The organism is Bacillus sp. SD088, assembly GCF_017355205.1.
In the GTDB taxonomy this organism is placed as follows: domain Bacteria; phylum Bacillota; class Bacilli; order Bacillales; family Bacillaceae_C; genus Lederbergia.
In genome coordinates this window covers 1-20,419 of sequence record NZ_JADIJK010000029.1, presented here as the reverse complement: position 1 = coordinate 20,419, position 20,419 = coordinate 1, and the positions used below count along the sequence as shown (strand labels likewise).

Annotated in this window: 18 protein-coding genes and 1 pseudogene; 3 read left to right on the top strand and 16 right to left on the bottom strand. The window is 37.6% G+C overall.

The window, feature by feature from the left end; translation table 11 throughout:
- Positions 1–6: 6 nt before the first annotated feature.
- From IPU53_RS20550 to IPU53_RS20495, 12 genes are all read right to left on the bottom strand, one after another.
- Entirely contained in the window at positions 7–876 is an 870-nt protein-coding gene (locus tag IPU53_RS20550) for a carbohydrate ABC transporter permease (protein WP_207452875.1), read from the bottom strand.
- 16 nt (positions 877–892) lie between these two features.
- Positions 893–1,873 carry an ABC transporter permease gene (locus IPU53_RS20545; protein ID WP_242698468.1) on the bottom strand — a complete coding sequence of 327 codons (981 nt, stop codon included), beginning with the start codon at positions 1,871–1,873 and terminating at the stop codon, positions 893–895.
- A gap of 318 nt (positions 1,874–2,191) precedes the next feature.
- Positions 2,192–3,205, bottom strand: coding sequence for a sugar kinase (locus IPU53_RS20540; protein WP_207452873.1), 1,014 nt, complete (start codon positions 3,203–3,205; stop codon positions 2,192–2,194).
- Positions 3,202–3,855: a bifunctional 4-hydroxy-2-oxoglutarate aldolase/2-dehydro-3-deoxy-phosphogluconate aldolase gene (locus tag IPU53_RS20535; protein WP_207452872.1), complete on the bottom strand. Its 654-nt coding sequence runs from the start codon at positions 3,853–3,855 to the stop codon at positions 3,202–3,204. Before IPU53_RS20535 ends, IPU53_RS20540 begins: the two co-directional genes overlap by 4 nt.
- Before the next feature lie 179 nt (positions 3,856–4,034).
- Complete coding sequence (locus IPU53_RS20530; RefSeq protein WP_207452871.1) at positions 4,035–4,673, bottom strand: YesL family protein; 639 nt, start codon at positions 4,671–4,673, stop codon at positions 4,035–4,037.
- A gap of 67 nt (positions 4,674–4,740) precedes the next feature.
- Positions 4,741–5,613: a carbohydrate ABC transporter permease gene (locus IPU53_RS20525; RefSeq protein WP_207452870.1), complete on the bottom strand. Its 873-nt coding sequence runs from the start codon at positions 5,611–5,613 to the stop codon at positions 4,741–4,743.
- A gap of 3 nt (positions 5,614–5,616) precedes the next feature.
- On the bottom strand, positions 5,617–6,528 hold the full coding sequence (locus IPU53_RS20520; RefSeq protein WP_207452869.1) for a carbohydrate ABC transporter permease: 912 nt from the start codon (positions 6,526–6,528) through the stop codon (positions 5,617–5,619).
- A gap of 42 nt (positions 6,529–6,570) precedes the next feature.
- Positions 6,571–7,833 (bottom strand): ABC transporter substrate-binding protein, encoded by a 1,263-nt coding sequence (locus IPU53_RS20515; RefSeq protein WP_207452868.1) that lies wholly within the window; start codon positions 7,831–7,833, stop codon positions 6,571–6,573.
- Positions 7,834–8,565: 732 nt separating this feature from the next.
- A complete protein-coding gene (locus tag IPU53_RS20510) occupies positions 8,566–9,720 on the bottom strand; it encodes a Gfo/Idh/MocA family protein (RefSeq protein WP_207452867.1) in 1,155 nt (384 codons plus the stop codon).
- A 50-nt stretch (positions 9,721–9,770) separates the two neighbouring features.
- Entirely contained in the window at positions 9,771–10,616 is an 846-nt protein-coding gene (locus IPU53_RS20505) for an SDR family oxidoreductase (RefSeq protein WP_207452866.1), read from the bottom strand.
- A gap of 56 nt (positions 10,617–10,672) precedes the next feature.
- Complete coding sequence (gene uxuA / locus IPU53_RS20500) at positions 10,673–11,767, bottom strand: mannonate dehydratase (protein ID WP_207452865.1); 1,095 nt, start codon at positions 11,765–11,767, stop codon at positions 10,673–10,675.
- Between the two features lie 76 nt (positions 11,768–11,843).
- On the bottom strand, positions 11,844–12,530 hold the full coding sequence (locus tag IPU53_RS20495; protein ID WP_313886541.1) for a GntR family transcriptional regulator: 687 nt from the start codon (positions 12,528–12,530) through the stop codon (positions 11,844–11,846).
- Between the two features lie 671 nt (positions 12,531–13,201).
- Here IPU53_RS20495 and IPU53_RS25695 point away from each other — a divergent pair.
- Both IPU53_RS25695 and IPU53_RS25690 read left to right on the top strand, forming a co-directional pair.
- Positions 13,202–14,047 (top strand): annotated as a pseudogene (locus tag IPU53_RS25695) (sensor histidine kinase); the annotation flags it as partial.
- Entirely contained in the window at positions 14,042–14,989 is a 948-nt protein-coding gene (locus IPU53_RS25690) for a methyl-accepting chemotaxis protein (protein ID WP_396019969.1), read from the top strand. The pseudogene IPU53_RS25695 and the gene IPU53_RS25690, both read left to right, overlap by 6 nt.
- Before the next feature lie 204 nt (positions 14,990–15,193).
- On the opposite strand, the gene IPU53_RS20485 is transcribed toward IPU53_RS25690, so the two are convergent.
- A complete protein-coding gene (locus IPU53_RS20485; protein ID WP_207452863.1) occupies positions 15,194–15,652 on the bottom strand; it encodes an OsmC family protein in 459 nt (152 codons plus the stop codon).
- A gap of 485 nt (positions 15,653–16,137) precedes the next feature.
- Between IPU53_RS20485 and IPU53_RS20480 the strand changes: the two genes are divergently transcribed.
- A complete protein-coding gene (locus IPU53_RS20480) occupies positions 16,138–16,440 on the top strand; it encodes a hypothetical protein (RefSeq protein WP_207452862.1) in 303 nt (100 codons plus the stop codon).
- A gap of 133 nt (positions 16,441–16,573) precedes the next feature.
- Here the strand turns inward: IPU53_RS20480 and mgrA are convergent, their stop codons facing one another.
- From mgrA to IPU53_RS20465, 3 genes are all read right to left on the bottom strand, one after another.
- On the bottom strand, positions 16,574–17,566 hold the full coding sequence (gene mgrA / locus IPU53_RS20475; protein ID WP_207452861.1) for an L-glyceraldehyde 3-phosphate reductase: 993 nt from the start codon (positions 17,564–17,566) through the stop codon (positions 16,574–16,576).
- A gap of 117 nt (positions 17,567–17,683) precedes the next feature.
- Entirely contained in the window at positions 17,684–18,559 is an 876-nt protein-coding gene (locus tag IPU53_RS20470) for an SMP-30/gluconolactonase/LRE family protein (protein WP_207452860.1), read from the bottom strand.
- A gap of 117 nt (positions 18,560–18,676) precedes the next feature.
- A complete protein-coding gene (locus IPU53_RS20465) occupies positions 18,677–19,690 on the bottom strand; it encodes a zinc-binding alcohol dehydrogenase family protein (RefSeq protein WP_207452859.1) in 1,014 nt (337 codons plus the stop codon).
- Positions 19,691–20,419: the final 729 nt, after the last annotated feature.

Sequence of the window (20,419 nt, the reverse complement as noted above, 5' to 3'; positions counted from 1 at the left end):
ACATACTTATTCTTTGATCGATCCAATCATCACCCCCTTCGCAAAATGCTTTTGTAAGAATGGATAGACAAGTAGAATCGGCACAATGGCAATCACGACAGCAGCCATTTTCAAGGTTTCAGAAGGAGGTGGTTTAATGAGTGGATCCACATCCCCTAAACTACTGCCTGACGCGTCAATTAACATATTCTGCAATAAAACCTGAATGGGCCATTTACTTGCATCATTCAAATACAACAGGGCATTAAAGTATTGATTCCAATAGGCCACAGCAAAGAATAAACCAAAGGCTGCAATGGATGGCAAGGACAATGGAAGAATAATTTTCACCCATGCGGTAATATCATTACATCCATCAATGGTCGCTGCTTCAACTAAAGAATCAGGGATACTGTCATAAAATCCTTTCATCAAAATAACAAACCAACCATTGGAAAGGGAAACAAGGATGACAGACCAAAGGCTATTGAGTAAACCTAGTTCTTTAACAAGTAAATAATTAGGAATAATACCGGGACTAAATAAAATCGTAAATAGTATTAATAATAAGAGAACTCGTCTCCCTTTAAACTTCTTCCGCGATAAAGCATAGGCAAGAGAAGAAGTGATGAGTAAACTACAAAAAGTCCCCACTATCGTTAAAAACGTACTCACACCAAGTGATTGTACAAAAGCATCTGCTGATAATAGATATTTATAGGAAGCCAATGACCATTTCTCCGGAAATAACACGAAAGTCTTTTGCAGATATTCTGTTGGTTCTGTAAAAGAAACGACAAATACATAATAAATCGGAAAAAGCGTGATCGCCGCAATGATGCCCAAAATAAAAATATTAAAGACATTAAAAACCCGATCTCCAATACTCACTTTCATCCCCCATCACCCCTATCTAATAAATTCCTTCCTCACCAAACTTTTTGGACATTCGATTAGCAATGACGACTAAGATAAGTCCTACAAATGATTTAAATAGGCCGACTGCTGTGCTATAACTAAATTGTCCTTGTTGAATCCCTACGCGATACACATATGTATCGAATACTTCGGCAACTTCTGAAACAGCGCCATTATACATGAGGAACACTTGCTCAAAGCCGACCTCCATGATATCTCCAAGACGTAAAATCAATAAAATTACAATCACGTTGCGAATGGCGGGTAAAGTTACATGCCAAATCTGGCGGAATCGATTGGCCCCATCTATCCTTGCTGCTTCATAGAGATCTGTATTAACACCAGCGATGGCTGCTAAAAAGATAATTGTCCCCCAGCCACATTCCTTCCAAATCGATTGACCTGTTAATAAAAACCAAAAAGTATTGGGATTCGTTAAAAAATCAAATTTTTCAAATCCAAAATAGTCAATTAAAAGATTAATCACACCGCCAGATTTAGATAAAAGCATAAAGGATAAGCTTGCGATGATCACCCATGATAAAAAATGGGGAAGATAAATAATTGATTGAACCGCACGTTTATAACTCTGACTTCTTAGCTCGTTTAACAATAGAGAAAGTATAATGGGCAGTGGAAAGAAAAAAATCAAATTTAAAAAGCTAATCGCTAATGTATTTCGCAAAATCATCAAGAAATCGGAATGTGTAAATAATCTTGCAAAGTGTTTCCACCCAACCCAAGGGCTATCTGCATATCCTAAAAAAGGCGAGAAGTCTTTAAAAGCAATCGTGATCCCCCACATAGGCAAATACTTGAACATTAAAAAATAGATTATACCGGGCAATGCTAATAAATATAGATACCGGTCCCTAACCATTTGTCTTCCAAACCTTCTAATCTTCAACTGAAAATTTTCTTTTTCTTTGTATACGTTTTCATTTTTTACTTTTTGAACCTGAATCTTACTCGCCAATCTTTCCTCACTCCTTTCCATTCCTTTAAAAATGAAACAAGCACCATTTTCATATTTTCAAACTACTAGTTTCTTTGATTTCCTGCAATAAGACTCTTTTTACTTAGACAAATAAAGGGATAGCATTTTTTTTATATAATTGATTTATTTTTATATAAGGAGAATGCTCAAATTTAAAATCCATTTACTGTCTTCTCTTGAACGAAAAAAATCTCCCTAAGAATCATTCTTAAAGAGATTTTTTATGATAATAATATTTATTTCTGTATAAAAATCTTCCTATTTCCGAACATTCAATACCTTCATTCAATCCTTCCCTCATCGAACAATCTTTCCAGGCTCTTGTTCAGCAAAAGCGATAATTTCATCTTTTGAGAAAGTATTGCCATCTCCTTGAATGGTATGCTTTAAGGAAGAAGCTGCAGTGGCAAAGGAAACCGTTTGTTCCGGTGGCATATCCATTATCAGTCCATATAGAATCCCTGCTGTAAAAGCATCTCCTCCTCCGACTCTATCAACGATATGATCGATGTGAAAGACTTTCGATTGATGGAGCTTTCCGGCAACATAATAATTTCCTTGCAAAGTATTGGTAGAAGCAGAAATCACTTCTCGAAAAGTTGAACTGAAATATTTTATATTTGGGTATTGAGCTTGGAGCCTTTTATAGTAATTATAAAGTCTTTCCGTCTGGTCCCTTCCTTCCTCCGCTCTCGGAAGTCCAAGTAAATAAAGCATATCTAACTCTCCACAGGAACACAGATCAACAAAGGGCAAAAATTCCTTGATGGCTGCTCCCGCTTCTTCTTGAGACCACAGCTTTGCACGATAGTTAAAATCGAAGCTTGTAAGTATCCCTTGTTCCCTAGCCTTTTTTAAGGCAACGCCTGTTAATTTTTTCATCATGGGAGAGACTGCAGGTGTAATGCCTGATATATGAAAAAGGGAAGCGTCCTTAAAAATATCGGCAAAATCTATTTCATCCAGCTTCATTTGCGCAAAGCTAGAACCCTTTCGGTCATACGTAACTTGTGTACTTCTTCCACCCACTCCTGCTTCAATATAATAGGTACCTAGTCGCTCTCCCCCTGTTTTTACATAGTCTGTATGTACTCCGTTCGCTTTTAAATGCCTTTTTACCCCTCGTCCAAGCGGATTATCTGGAACTTTACTAACAAAATAAACCTCTAATCCAAGATTAGCCAATGATACACCCACATTAGCCTCTGCTCCTCCATAATGCATTAGCAGTTGAGTGGATTGTTGAATCCTCTCACCAACAAGAGTCGAAAGACGTAATAATATCTCACCCAATGTAACAATTTTTTTCATAGGATCTTTCCTCTTGCTTCCTCAAGCTTTTTCATATAGAGACGAGCATTTTCCGTAATTTTTTCATATTCACCATTCTTAGCAGACGCAATCAGTTGTCCGCCAACCCCTACTGCTACACAGCCACTTTTTATCCATTGATCGAGATTATCCAAACTTACGCCCCCCGTTGGCATGATATTCACCTGTGGAAGGGGCGCTTTAATTGCCTTGATATAGTCCGGACCAAAAGCAGAACCTGGGAAAAGCTTAATTATGTCCACACCAAATTCTAAAGCTTGTTTGATTTCTGTGACCGTCATACATCCTGGCATATAAGGAATTTGATACAGATTGCAAAGTTTAGCTGTTTCTGCATCAAAACAAGGGCTCACGATAAACTCCGCTCCTGATAACAACGCCATTCTTGCTGTGACAACATCTAATACCGTTCCTGCGCCAACCACAATATTAGCGTCATCCTTATATTGTATCGATAACTCCTCTATCACCTTGTCTGCTTCAGGAGTCGTAAAAGTAACTTCAATGCCTTTGATTCCTCCTTGTATACAGGCCTTAGAGACCTCTACAGCTTCTTCCTTTGAATCTGCCCTAATGACAGCTACGACACCAGCCTCTCCAATCTTAGCAAGCAATTGAACCCTTTTCATTTTGCACCTCTTTTTTCGGTTAAGATCAAAAGTATTAAACTTCAAGTTTATTGTTTTTCCATTTCCCCATAATACTCCCAAAATGGGAACCAGATTCATTTTATCATAGATGAAAGCGCGTATATAATTATATAGTAAGTATAATATAAAAATAAAGTTAGAGATCATCGAGCAGTTTTTTAAACACGAGTTGTCATTGCCTGTTGTTCATATTCAATTTTCTTAAACGATCGATAACCAAACCACATAAGATTTAAACTAAATAAACTCACACAAAGCAACGGAATGAGTCCGGAAAAATACCAATATAAACAGAAAATAACGATACAACCGAGCATCATCATAATTGTGGATGAAAGCTGAGAGATCCCAATCAACAAAGCATATTTAATATACGAAAAAAAGGAAATTTCATAGTGAACATACACAGGGAAAAAGTTCAATATAGTAATAAAATATAGTACTCCTAAGCAAAACATAACAATAAGAAGTGCTTGAAATACGAAATGAGGAGAAGTTTTAAGATAAATAATATCGATTCTTAATATATAGCCGACTACTAAAAATAACAAACCAAACAAATTGGATTTTAAAAATTCTTGTCTAAAACTATTCCAATAGATTTGCAAGGCAGATTCTTTTTCATTTCCCATAATCCACTGACGCAAAAGAGTAAATAAACCGACCGTTGCTGGCATAAATCCAAAAATCCCTAGCCCTAATATAGTGAAAAACATCCATAATAGATTGGCATAGACAAGCTTGATCACCCATTCTCCCGCTTGATAAATCACCTTCATGAGGCCATTTAGTTGCATGAATTGATCACTCTCCCTTGTCAGGAACTTGACAATAATTTTGCCAAGTTCCCTCATTTTCTCTCAATTAGCCCTTTACTGCTCCAATCGCTACACTACCAATAATTCGCTTGGAAAATATTGCGAAAACAATAATAATCGGTAGAACGGACAGTGCGACACCTAAATATTGAACGCCATAATTGGTACCATAGTACCCTTGAAGAAGTTGAACCAATAAAGGCAGTGGATATTTTTGATTGGAAAAAAGTAAGACCAATGGTCCGATAAAGTTATTCCACGAACCGATAAAGGTAAAAATACCTAATGCGGCCAATGCTGGTAATAACATCGGCAAAATAATGCGGTTAAATGTTTTAAACTCTCCAGCTCCATCGACCCTTGCCGATTCCATAATTTCGTCTGGAATGGTCCCATCAATAAATTGTTTGACAAAGAAAACAGCAAAGGCATTAGCAGCGGCTGGTAAAATTAAGGCTGCGTATGTGTCCAATAGGTTCAAAATATACATAATCCGGAAAGTCCCTACAAGTCCGAGCTGCTGGGGAACCATCATCGTTGCTAATACAAACCAGAACAACACTTTATTCCCTTTAAACTTATATTTAGCAAACCCATAGGCATTTAAAGCCCCAAAATAAAGTGTCAACGCGGTTGAAAATGTAGAGATAATTAAACTATTCAAAAAACCACGCCATATATTGATATTCTCATTCATCGATTGGTAATTTTCGATTAATGCGTGTCCAGGTAGAAAGATGAATTTGGAGGCAATATCCGCATTTGTATGTGTCCCATAAATAATCATAATATAGAAGGGAACGATACAAATGATGGCCAAACATAAGAGCAAAACATGAATGATAATATGGCTCGGTTTCATCTTTTTAGGCTTCCGAATTGATCGGCTGATTCGCATTTGCACCATCTTCTGTGCCATCTTTTATGACCTCCCTTGAATATTTTCAGTATTTGTTCTCCGGTTTGTAATCACAAAGGAAAGGATTGAAAAGATCACAATCACGATAAACAACCCGAATGCGATCGCTGAACCGTAACCATACTGATATCTTGTAAAGGCGGTCTCATATAAATACATCACACTCGTTAATGTGGCTTTGTCCGGCTCCCCTGAACCGTCTGTTAAGGTATATGGCTGATCAAATATTTGCATCCCCCCAATAATTGAAGTTATAACTTGGAAGATAATGATTGGTTTTAAAAGTGGTAAAGTAATATGAAAAAACACTTTCACTTTGGAAGCGCCATCAATTTCGGCAGCTTCTAATAAATCTTTTGAAATCCCCTGAAGACCAGCAATATAGATGATCATGGAATAGCCAAAATACTGCCAAAAGAGAATGGAAGAAACTAGTATTCTCATAAACATCGGTCTATCCGCCCAATGAATCGGATCCTGAATAAAACCGAGACTCATTAATAATTGGTTAAAACTTCCCGTTTGCCAACTAAAAATCAACCCAACTAAAAGTCCTAACGATGCTGCTGTCACAATATTCGGAAAGAAAAACACAGCCCGAAAAATGCTTTTTCCTTTGACAAACTTTTCATGTAGGACTACAGCAAGTACTAGACTTACAGTTAACTGAGGTATAACCGAAACGCCCCAAATAAGTAGTGTATTAAACAATGATTTATAAAAGAAAAAATCGCCAAAGAGTCGTTGATAATTCTGAAAGCCAACTATAACCGGAGTACCAAAACCATCCCAATTGGTAAAACTCAAATAGAAGGAATATACAATTGGATATAATCCAAAAACAAGAAAAATGATAAAAAATGGGGCGATAAAAACATACCCATAGTGATCTTTTCGTAAAAGTTTTGAAAACATATTCAGTCCTCCTTTTCCGGTATATAAACTTCAGCTGTATGGCTAGTCCACATCAATTTCAGGAAAGTTATGCCCAACTTCTGTTTTGAATGACTCAATCATTTCTTCTTTTGTTTTGTACCTTCCATTCAAGTAATTATTCACTTTGTCACTCCACAATCCATTGATATCATTGTCATATTTTGTTTGTGGTGCTGAAGGAACCTGCTCCCCTGCCTCTACGAAAAACTCAAAGTATTTTTGCCCACCTAAGAATTCGGACGTTAATTTGGGAGCCAATTCAGAATCAATATCTTTATTACTTAGAAAATACTGTTGGCTCTTAGCTAGTTCCTTTGAAAATTCCGGGTCAGACGTATAAAACTTCATAAATTCCCAAGCTAGGTCTTTATTTTTACTGTTGTTATACATAGCTAAAAATGTGCCCCCACCACTAAATGTTTTCGGTCCATGAGCTAATCCCCATGTTCCTGAAGTCTCGGGGGCATTTTTTTCAAAAATATGTGGCAATCCCCATGTTGGCTCTGCATAAAACATAACAGACCCTTTTTGCATCGAAGCTGTCCATGCCGGTCCCCATGACTCATATTTTGCCTCCACATTTTTTTCCCTTGCTTCCTTTGCTAAATCCAATTCATTAAGGCGGACAGAATCAATCACTAGGTTTCCATCCACGACCCAGGGTTCTTTAACATTTGAGCTTTCTACAATGTTAATATCACTCCAACTTGATAAGGCGTGAACCTCTTCATTACTCTCTTCATAAACCCTCTCGCCAATTTCCATAATTTTATCCCAACTATTAATCATTTCGCTTACTTCATCAGGATCATCCGTACCCAAGTATTCATTTGCTAGGTCTCTCCGATAATAAAAAGCTCCTGGAGTTCCTTGATACCCTAACCCCCTGACAACCCCAGCTTCATCTTTTTCGATATCTTGAATATATTGAAACTGCTGTTCAAGTATTTCCTCAGCATGATAAGGCGCCTGCGATAAATCTTCTAGGCGTGGTATTTCTTTTATTTGTGGCCAATACGTATTCTCTACAAAGAAAATATCTGGTACATTTTTCTCCACCTGCAAAACAGAAATTAATTTTTGTACATAATTATCATTGGTAATAAAGAGAAGGTTTACATCAATGTCAGGATTTCTTTCCTCAAATTTCTCAACAGCATATTTTGCCTCATCCGTAAAAGTCCAAATGGTCAATTCATTCTTCTTTTCATTAGATGCAGAGAATGAACATCCAAAAAGAATAAGAAGCAAACATAGAAAAACAAATACTAACTTTCCTTGCATTTTTCAACACCACCCTTTTATTTATTGGAGAAACAAAGAAAAAGCTATATAATATACCACCTCCTTAAATCTATTTACGTTTCCTATAGTGGTGGTCTTTGATGAAAGAACAATGTTTATATCCTTGGCAATGAATGTGCTATCAAAAGGAGAAAAGCTTCACTGATTTATTAAAAAACTTTTTATTAGGTATTTCCTAGTAAATCCAATCAGTCTCTTTTTTAGGAGATTTTTTGAATAAGGTTGTAACCTTCCGTAGAATCAATTACTAAATTTTGGGCATTATTATAACAATGCCTCCATTAGTTTGTCCATTGAATATACAAAGTTTTCGGATTTCCGTCTATATAACTCTTTTCCTCATTAATCAAAAATAAAGCTTTATATACTTATTAAAATTCACACAAATAGGTACTTATGAAATCATTCCTAAGACTATAATTCCTTCTGTTCGTTCTTGGTAAAATTCTATTGTAAATCTACTTTTAAAATGCAAACATTCCTTCTTCATGTTTGTTTGCATCTGTAAATTTCCTAATTTGTTAAAACCCCTTTTTGGTGGTAAGTTCAGAATTTTTTTCGAGATAACGACTATAAAATAAAGGAAGTGGAAGACCGAGGCCGCTTATACAACAAGTCAGGCTTCGGGTTTCCTACTTGAAAAGTGAGTATCATCTGTTTTCAAGGACTCCAAAAGACCTTTTAAAAAACTCTTTTCAGAGTACATCCGTTTTATTCATATTTACCGCCTGTAGTGATGTCATTGCTATTGAAATTTTCAATTGCTGTCGTTTTTTCATAAAAATGCGTAGCATTCTTTAAGATTCCTACTCTTGTATAGAATGGGCTATCTTCTTCCAGTGGAAGTTGTATTGTTTTTGCCAGACTAGAAGATTGATAAATGGCTGTTATCAGTTCTAATGTTTGGCGCCCTTGCTCTCCATCAATTAAAACTGCTTTATTTTCTTCAATTGCTGTCAATACATTGTCAATCTGACCAATATGTCCCTCATATTTTAACTTTGGAAGTTGTTCGTACACTTTTTGAATCTCCGCTTCTAAGGTTTTATCGTCTTCAGGGAAGCCATTTTCTTTTGAACGAGAAGCTTTAAGCTTCCATGGTGCTGATACACGTGCATTTTGCCCTTGAAAAATCAACTGCTGTTCCTCTCCATGATGAACAACCGAACTCGTAATTTGCGCCAGACTGCCATTTTCATATTTGCCAATCGCGATCGAGATATCTTCTACTTCAGCATTATCATGAGAGGTATTGCTTGTAATCGCTGTTATTTCTGCTGGCATCCCATTCATCCATTGGAATAGATCAATATGGTGGACGGCATGATTTAATGTACAGCCTCCGCCTTCTTTCTCCCACGTGCCTCGCCACCATAAATCATAATAGCTATGACCTCGCCACCAGTAGGAGTCAACTTGGGTATGAACGATTGGTCCCATTAATTTAGTGTCCAGCACTTTTTTCAGCTTCATCATCGGGGTTGTAAAACGGTTCTGCGCAACAACTGATAAAATCCTCTGATGCTTGTGGGCCGCTTGATTCATCGCATCGCATTCTTCAAGCGAGGAAGCCATTGGTTTTTCTACTAAAACATGTTTGCCTGCCTGCAAGAAATCAATGGCAATCTCTGCATGCGTATAAGGCGGGGTACAAACAGAGACAAGATCAATATCTGTCCGATCTAATAGAGCTTTGTGATTGTCGACAACATCTACTGAAAGCTGAAATTGTTCCTTTAGTTTTTTAGCTTTTTCAGGAAATACATCGCATAAAGCAACAATATTACATCGTTCGGAAAAATTTAAATAGGCATTCATATGAGCGGTCGCAATCGCCCCTGTACCAATAATCGCAATATTTAACATTAGTAGCAATCTCTCCCTTTTGATTATTTGAGCTTTAAAAGACGAATCTCTTACACACCTGAATATGCCATAAATCCTCCATCCACTGGGACACAAATTCCTGTTACAAACCCGCTCGCTTGCTCATCTACTAACCAAAGTAATGTGCCTAATAAATCCTCTGGACTGCCTAATTTTCTCATCGGTGTATGGGCGATTATCTTTTCCATTCTTGGAGTTGGGGAGCCATCTTCATTCGTAAGCAAGGAGCGATTTTGATCGGTTAAAAAGAAACCAGGCGCAATCGCATTGACGCGAATATCTGCTGATGCCATATGGACAGATAGCCATTGAGTAAAATTATTAATTGCTGCTTTTGCTGCACTATAGGCTGGTACCTTTGTCATTGGACTCGGAGCACTCATCGATGAAATATTAATAATCGATCCCTGATTTTCGATCATTCGCTTCGAAAAAATTTGTGAAGGAATTAATGTACCAATGAAATTCAAATGAAAAACAGATTCAAACCCTTTAGTAGATAAATCAAAGAATGATTGAATATCTTTGTCATCTATATCTGCCAGCTGAAAGATTTCATTTGTTGTACTTGCCTGTGGATGGTTTCCTCCTGCACCATTTATTAATATTTCACAGTTCCCGTACCTTTCAAACACCAATTCATCTGCTTTTTTAACACTTTCCTGTTCTAAAACGTCACATTGAACAGGAAATGCCTCTCCTCCCGCCGCTCTGATCTCATCAGCTACTTTCACTGCCTTTTCGTATGTGCGGTTTAAAATCGCTACTTTCATCCCTTGTCTAGCAAGTTCTCTCGCCATACAACCACATAAAACTCCTCCACCACCTGTTATGACGGCTACTTTCCCATCTAAATTAGGATTTTTTGCAAGCAAAATGTCCCCTCCTCTTTCAGATTCGGTATTTCTAAACAAACGTTATACAATCGTTACTAGGACATCGTTTTCGAATAGACCCTTTTTTTCTTTTTGCTATTCTCTAACGAGTCCCATATTCCCCAAAGATACATAATCCCTAAAGCACGATCATATAGACCATATCCTGGCCGGCATTCTTCATCCCAAATATGCCTGCCATGATCTGGGCGGACATAACCAGTAAAACCACAATCGTGATACGCCTTGACAATCTCATACAGATTAAGAGACCCATCTTTGCTTCGATGCGATGTTTCAATAAAATCGCCATTTTCATAGATTCTTACATTTCTAATATGAGCAAATGGAATGCGATCAGCAAATGCTCTTATTATCGCTGGGATATCATTTTGGGGATTAGCACCCAAAGAGCCGCTGCATAAAGTAATACCATTATATGGATTATCGACAAGCTGAAGAAATCTTCGAATATTGTCCTGTGAAATCATTAATCTTGGTAAACCAAATATCTCCCACGGTGGGTCATCTGGGTGAAGCGCCATTTTAATATCGTGTAATTCAGCCACTGGAATAATCTCTTCTAAAAAGTACTTCAAATTATTCCATAATTGCTCTGTCGACACATTGCTGTAGGCAATAAAAAGCTCCTTCAACGACTTTAAACGTTCTGGTTCCCAACCTGGCATCGTAAAACCAGGGGTATTAGCAATTTTCTCTACTAATTCTATAGGATCCATTCCATCCACTTTCGCCTTTTCATAAAATAAGGCAGTTGAACCATCTTCCAACGGTTTAGCTAAATCGGTTCTTGCCCAATCAAATACAGGCATAAAATTATAACAAATAACTTTTACACCAACCTTAGCTAAATTCTTGATCGTCTTTTTGTAATTCTCAATATACGTATCCCTAGAAGGTAGGCCAAGCTTAATATCATCGTGAATATTAACACTTTCCACAACTTCCATGTGAAACCCATATCCATCTGCTTGCTGCTTTACTTCAAGAATGCGCTCCAACGGCCACTCTTCACCTGCTGGAATATCATGAAGCGCCCAAACAAGCCCCTCCACTCCGGGAATTTGTTTAATATGACGTAAGCTTACGCTGTCATTCCCTTCCCCAAACCATCGAAATACCATCTTCATGCCTTATTCCTCCAATTCCTCCTAGTTCTGAAAACGCTTTCCTACACATGCTAAATAGGGCGATATCCGTTAGGACTTATTTAAAGTAATCCGGATAACGCGATTTAAGTTCATCTTTTTCAAAGTTAACTAGTTTTAAATGCTGTGCCATCATATCTTCTGCGAGATCTGGTTTATTTTCTGCAATATATTGGTAGATCGCTTTATGCTGGTCAAAAAGGAGAGACCAATTCAAACTGGAAACGATACTTAACATCCGTACTCGATCAAAATGACTATTCATATGTCTGATCATTTTAAAGGAGCGAATTTTTTTACATCCTTCAAATAATAAAAGATGGAATGACTCGTCAAGCTCAAACAAGTCAGAAATCAGTCCTTTTTCTAAACATAATTCTTGCATCACTAAGTTTTTCTCTAATTTCATCAGCTGATCATCATCAAAGGTACCACAGGCTTCTCTCACAATTGCCTTTTCAATATTTTCTCGAATAAATCGTCCTTCTTCTACCAAGTCTAAATCAATTTTCGTGATGAAAGTCCCACTTTGTGGATAGATCCCTAATAATTCTTCTTCCGCTAATGTCAAAAACGCTTCTCTCACAGGAGTTCTGCTTACGTTAAGTTTAGTCGCTATTTCATTTTCGGATATTTTTGTTTCAGGTTCCAACTCACAATGAATGATTTGTTTTTTTATCGTTTCATACACATAATCTCTCGTAGAGCCATTCGTTCTTGTCCGCGCATTATTAATGTCTCTCACCCCAGCTTATAATCATAAACAATTTTATAATAACATCTTCCGCAATATTTGTATACTAGTATGGTAGTAATATATTTTGATGTTCTTCGCCATAACACCAGTGTTTTTAATAGGTCTTTTTGACCTTATTCCTTTAAATTTTTACGAGATTTTTCCTTTTTTCTGCATTTTATTGTCAATTGTTCTAGTTCGAATGGTATAATCGAGCTAGTTGAAAATGTCAAAAAGGATAAAATAACCAGGATAAAAGAAAGGGGATTCATATTTAGACTTTTCTCAAATTTCATGAGTAGCATTACTGACAACATGTTTAATTTTGAACATTAAGGGAGGAAGGAACATTGGGGCAGCTAAGTAAGTGGCTGAATAAGACCAAAGGATTAGGTAAAAAACTTATCCGAAAAATATCTTTAAAAAACAGAAAATTACATACAAAGAAACAAAAAACAGGATCGATAAAGACGAAAAAATCCATTAGCACAAAAATTTTATACAATTTTATTGTGACTGTTTTAATATTCGTTTCTGTTGTGGGTATTTCTTCTTATGTCATTTCTAATCAGATCATTAAATCAAAAGTGAAGGATGCATCTGAACAAACGATTATTCAAGCTGGAGATAAATTAGACTTTGTTTTTAGTAATTATAAAAACCGTATTACTGAACTGATCATGAAAAAGAGTTTTACAAGTAACCTAAGCTCTTTACATGATATGGCTGGAGAGACGAATGACTATCAATATTTTCAATTAAAAAAAGAGGTTGAAGAAGATTTAACAGGTGTGGCTTTGGTAGATAATTATTTAAATATACATTTATTTGATGTGGAAAAATCTGAAGTCCTTTCATCTACAAGCATTCCAGATAGTACGCAAATTATAGAATCCGATTGGTATAAAAATGCACTGGATGCTAAAAATGGAGCCATATGGATCGGAGGAAATCAAGCAGGACTTAACGGTGATAGTACTTATCCAACGATTAGTTTTGGACAGAAGGTTAATATCGGTAGCAGCGACTACTTTATTATCCTTGAAGTAGATAATGATTTACTTAAAGAATCACTAGAAGGCGTTCGGTTTGGAGAAACGGGCTTAGCTAAACTGATAGATCAAAACAATCGCATCGTATTTTCGTTTGATGATGATGAAATCAATAAGGAAAATTCCTTTTCTATTTCAACAGATTCAGATGCAAATGTATTTGAATCAGGAAAGCAATTGATTTTTCAAACCAAACCTGAAAGCACGGAATGGTACTTAGCAGGGGCTGTATCTTCTTCTGAATTAACCAAGGATACGAAAATTATCTTTTATGTCACAGTTTTGATGATTATTTTATCGATTGTCGTTTCTTTAGTTATTGGAAGGCGAATTGTCAATATGGTCGGTATTCCTTTAGGGAAAATAACGGAATTAATGGCTGTGGCACAGAATGGAGATTTAACGACACGATCTGATCTTACAAACCGTAAAGATGAGATCGGACTTGTAGCGAACAGCTTTAACAAAATGTTAGAAAACATATCAGAAATGATGTTGAAAACAAGAGATTCCGCGAATAAAGTTTTACAAGCAGCGATTGAATTAAGTGAAATATCGAAGGTTCAATCAGAATCGGCTAGAGAGGTTGCCGTGGCATCTGAAGAAATTTCTAGTGGGGCAGCTAATTTAACTCATGAAGCTGAAAATGGCAACAGTTTAGCCATGAACATTAATGTAGAAGTAGAGAATGTATACAGTAATAATACAGAGATGGAAAACTATGCTAAAGAAGTTTTAGCAGGTAGTAATGAAGGGATTAGCAAAATGAATGAGCTCGTGACTCAGACGAAGCACGGCGAGCAGATGACGAGCGCTCTGATTAGCAAAACTGATACATTAAAAGCAAGTACAAATCAAATCAGTGAGGTTATGGAGATTTTAACGAATATTGCTCAACAAACTAATTTGCTCTCATTAAATGCGGCCATTGAAGCAGCTCGAGCTGGTGAAGCGGGAAAAGGATTTGCCGTTGTAGCCGATGAAATCAGAAAGTTATCTGCCCAATCAAAAGAATCGATTGATACAGTGGGGAATATCACCCTTGCCATTATTAATGAAGTAAATGGTACGCTACAAGTATTAGAGGAAGCAAATCCTGTTTTTAAAGAACAAGTCGTAAAAGCGCAGGAAACAGATGTGATTTTAAATAAAGTGGGCACACATATGAATGAATTTATGGGCAAAATTGAGCATGTGTCCAATTCAATCCGACAATTACAAGAGTCACAGGATGTCTTGTCGTCTACTGTTCAGCAAGTGAGTGCAACGGCAGAAGAGTCCTCTGCTATTAGTGAAGAAGTCTCAGCCTCTACAGAAGAACAATTAAAAGTGAGTGATTCACTTGTCACCACTTCAAATGAATTAAAACGATTATCGGAAGAATTGCAGGAGATTTTGGGGAATTTTAAAGTGTAATATAAGAAAAGCGCAAGGCGCCCGCCTATCGGCGACAAGCAAATGTTCTGAGACAAAGAAAGGCGTTTTTTGCCTTTCATTGGCTCAGGTTATTTAACCTCGAGCCGATGGCGCCTGGAGCTGGATCAAGCATTAGCCGAAACTTATACTTACTTACCTTTTAAAACGAGATCGTTGCCAAGACATGGTAATGGTCTCGTCGTATTATTCTGCCCTTTTCCAAGTGGATTGTACTGGAACACCTGCATCAAGAAGTAAGTTCATCACAGGACAGCGCTTCTCTACTTCTTTCTTCAAAGCTTGAAGTCTCTCATCATTTTCATTCGTTTTGACAATGACATCAAAAGTGACAGATTGGAAGTGTGGTGATACTCCTGCTACTCCTTTTAATCCTTGAAGATCAATTTCTCCAATATTTTTAAAGTCTACCCCATCAAATGAAAAATTCTGTTCTTTAGCAATCAAGGCAATCATTACAGATGTACATCCCGATAATCCAGCAAGCACAAATTCAACTGGATTTGCCCCTTCATCTGTTCCACCTAAAGAAGTTGGTTCATCAATAACAAACGAGTCAAAGTCGCGAATTTGTATGCTCGTTTTCACTCCGCTCTCCCATTTTCCAGCTGTTTCTACTTTTAGTAATGTTTTCGTTGACGTCATTTCTCTCACTCATTCCTCAGTAAAATTATAGGTTTTATTAACTATAAGATAGTCTGGTAAAAACTGCAAGGGAAAATGGGCTTATTCTTTATCAAGATTCAATCGTCCTTAAAACCTCGCTGACGTTAGTTGAAGATGGAATGAAGGGATTATCACAGACATATTTCGGGGAAATCTAAATACAATAATAAAACATACTGCTATGGGAGGAAAAAGTGAGTGGCAAACAATTAAGAATGCAGTGCCTATAAAGCTTAAAATTATCCAAATGTACTATTTTTTAGTACACTGGATCGAACAAAACCAATAAAGTGAAACTTCAATCAGTGGGGGTTTTCCTTCATCCCCCACTGATTGTTAGTTGAACCAATCGGGCTTTTACGGGCAGTGTATCCCCCACCTATACTTTTCCGTATTTTCTAAAGCCTTGAGGTGGGGGTATTACTGCCCGTTAATGCGGGATAATAACAGCTAGGAGGTTGAAAATGCTACCAGTACCTAAGGACGGCGGCACATTTTGGAGCCAGTATAATGATTTAAGAATTCGAATCTCATACGAAATTTATGATACACATATCTCCGTATCTGCCAGTTATTATATCTGGGGAGATGAAAGCCTTGTTGGCTTTTGCAAACATACTAATCTGCGTATGGCACTAAAAGGAGCAATTAAAGGCTTATTAGATGAAATGGAAGAATGGGGTATGGATATTTGGGTCACTACACGACCTGCAACCAATCAAAAAGCTAAATTTATCTTTTTTCAACCTGAAGAAGATCTCGAATAAAAATTCCTTTCTCTTTCAGTGAGAATATCTCAATAGCCATTATCAAAGAACGAAAAGCCAAACTCTCCTTGATCGTTTAAGGCAGAGTCTGGCTTTTGCTGCTAGATGTATATCCTGTCAAAGTGTTCCACCATTAATCTGCAAGAATACTTTCGATTTTTGCCAATTCTTCTTTTGAAAAAGTAAGATTGTTTAATGCTTCTACGTTTTCTTCTACTTGACTGACTTTACTTGCTCCAATTAATGCGGAGGTCACATGTCCTTCTCGCAAAACCCAGGCTAGAGCCATTTGTGCGAGGCTTTGTCCTCGATTGGCTGCAAGATTATTTAGTTGCTTAACACGATTCACTACCTTGTCAGTCACTTGATCTTTTTGCAAGAAGGTATTCTGCTTTGCCGCCCGTGAATCCTCGGGAATCCCGTGTATATACTTATTTGTTAATAATCCTTGTGCTAATGGAGAGAAAGCAATCGATCCTACTCCATTTTCTTGCAATACATCTTGCAAACCGTCCTCAATCCAACGATTAAACAGCGAATAAGAAGGCTGATGAATCAGTAAAGGTGTTCCCAAATCATTCAAAATTTGGACTGCTTTCGTCGTTTGTTCTGCGGAATAATTGGATATCCCTACATACAAAGCCTTTCCTTGGCGAACAACCGTATCCAATGCTTGCATGGTTTCTTCAAGCGGTGTATGAGGATCAGGTCTATGCGAGTAGAAAATATCTACATAATCAAGTCCCATTCGTTTTAAACTCTGATCCAGACTGGAAATTAAATACTTTCTTGAACCCCAATCTCCATATGGACCAGGCCACATGTAATAACCCGCTTTTGTAGAGATCACCATTTCATCACGATAAGGTGCAAAATCTGTTTTGACCATTTTGCCAAACATCTCTTCTGCCGATCCAGCCGGCGGACCATAGTTATTGGCTAGATCAAAATGTGTAATCCCAAGATCAAATGCACGACGCAAAATGGCACGACCATTTTCAAATGAATCAACTCCACCAAAATTATGCCATAATCCTAGGGTTAAGGCAGGTAATAATAGACCTGATTGACCAGAACGATTATATTTCATTGTTTCATAGCGCTGCTCGTTTGCTCGATAGACCATTCATAAACCTTCTTCCTGTATATAGTTTTGGATTGAATCCCCTTTCAAAATTGTAGCTTGAAACTTCCTGAATAGCTAGAATCCTGCATTTATATTTTGCTAGAGAGCATTAATAGATCATTCAAACCGAGAGCCCTTCATTCCTTTTACATCTGTTTTTACTTTAAACAATCCCCCTGATTTTGGATACTCCAATAATTCGCTCTCAATTAAACCATCTCTGGCGGTCGTGATATATAACTCATCTAAATTCTTCCCACCAAAAGCGCACGAGGTCACATTTTTTGCTGGGACTTGCACTTGATCGAGAAGTTTTCCCGTTGATGGATTCCAGCGTGTTACGCGAGCCCCGCCCCAATGAGCCACCCAAATCATCCCTTCTTGATCAATCGTCATCCCGTCTGGACTTCCCATCCCATCCGGAAACTTTACAGCAATTTTTTGAAAAGAAATATCTCCATGCTCATTATTATAATCAAAAGTGGCAACCTCTTTTGTGGGTGTATCAATAAAATACATTTGCTTGTTATCAGGACTCCAGGCTAAACCATTGGATGTACTCACATTGGCTAGCATTTGAGTGATCTTTTTCTTTTCATCTAAGCGATACAAACTTCCTTGTTCAAGTTTTCCATCCATTGCCATCGTGCCTGCCCAAAACCGTCCTGCTGGATCGCACTTTCCATCATTGAAACGGTTATGAGGAAGACTATCTTCAGGATTCGTAATGAAGGTCAAATTATTTTGATGAATATCATATTGGTAAATGCCATGCTCCATCGCCAGTAGAAAACGGCCGGCTTTTCCTGGTACAACCGCACTGACATACTGATCAAATTGAAATGTATTATTTTCTTCTGTCTTCGCATCAAAGGCATGTAATTTCTTACCTAATATATCAACCCAATATAAAATTTCTAGACTTTCATCCCAATGTGGTCCTTCACCCAGAGCAGCTTGCAAATCTAATACTAATTCCGCCTGATACGTCATACTGAATCACTCTCCCTACTATCTGTTTTATTTTTAAAAAACCTTGGATTTCTCTTTTACACTCTCTCATTTTATCTATAATGAATAAGGAGCTGATCTATTAATCTCTCCATCATTTTACAACTCAATCATAGCCTTAATAACTTTAGATTCAGGTAATAACCAATGACCAAATTGATTCAAGACTTCATTAAATGAGCAATGGTGAGTAATATAGTCCCTACTTTTAATAACACCTGTTTGCAAATTCTTTAAAACATAGTCAAAGTCTTCAGATGTGGCGTTCCGACTACCTAATAACGCTAGTTCCTTTTTGTGAAAATCAGGATCAAAGAAGCGAATCTTATTTTCTACTAAACCAACATAGATTAATTTTCCACCATGAGCTACATACTGAAAGGCAGCTTCCATAGAATGGACATTTCCCGTTGCATCAAATACAATCGTAGGCAAATCTCCGCTTATTTGCTCTTCTAGTATTGAAACAGACTGTTCACCTGCCTGAATCGTTGCAGCTACTTGTGCCCATGCTTTACAAAACTGCAATCTTTCTTCGTTTACATCCATTGCTATCACCCTTGCCCCTTGTTGCTTAGCAAAAGCCATAACACCAAGCCCGATGGGACCCGCACCAATGACAAGCACAGTTTCCCCTTCCCTTACTGCTGATCGTCTAACAGCATGAGCGCCAATAGCAAGTGGTTCCATAATGGCAGCCTGATCCAGCGTAATCCCTTCTGCCTTTACTAAATTTTGAACTGGGACAGATAATACCTCGCACATGCCACCATCTTGATGAACGCCGATCACACTCAAACTTGTACAACAATTTGTTTTTCCATTGCGACAAGCGATGCAGCTACCACAATGTAGATACGGAATAACAGAAACTGAATCACCAACCTCTAATCCCGCATCATTTTGATCAATTTCGATAATCAAACCACTTAACTCATGACCCAAAATGCGGGGATACGTAAAATAAGGCTGATTTCCTTTGTAAGCATGTAGATCAGTTCCACAAACCCCTATTCTTTTAATACGAATAAGCGCCTCCCCCACCTTCTTTGTAGGAAAAGGAATCTCTTTCATCCTTAATCTATGGGGCTCTTCACAAACGATACTTTTCATCTAATCCCTCCACTGTGATCAAACCTTCAGAACAAAAGTGCAAGCGCCCGTTTAGCGACGTACAAACTTTTTAAGCTTCTGACGAGATAAAGGATACACGGCGAAGAATGAGCCGATGTTGGCTTACGCAAACAGAAGCTGAAAGTTTGCTAGTCGTTGGGCGCTGGAGCTGGATGTCAAGCTGCAAAAATAAACAGTTATCCACAAGCCAAGAATTTTATAGTTTCCTTAACAATAAGAAAAACGCAAGGCGCCCGCTACCTTCGACAAGCAAATGTTCCGAGACAAAGAAAGGCGTTTTTTGCCTTTCATTGGCTCAGGTTATTATGCAGAGCATCGGCTAAATTCACGACGTCCTGGCGGCAGACTCTAACGCGACGTCGTGTCGCTTCGTCTGCACTAGTACATCCTGTACGTCACAACGCCGATGGACTCTCTCCTGCGAGCCTCGAGCCAATGGCGCCTGGAGCTGGACAACAACTGCCCAGCCTTAAAGCAATCTTTAAAAAACTTTATACTTTCCTATCTTTTAAAAAAAGACAGAATTGTTTTCGCTTACATAATATAGTAAAACGGATTACTGTTTATATTACCATCATAGTTTCTATTTTACTACTAGAGCATTCTCTCCATACTTGTCTGTTCCGCGCCCCGTATCTAAAACCTTGAGTTTGGGGGGCTGTTCTTAGTGCGAGATAAAAAGAAGTCTTTCTTATAAGGAAAGCGCAA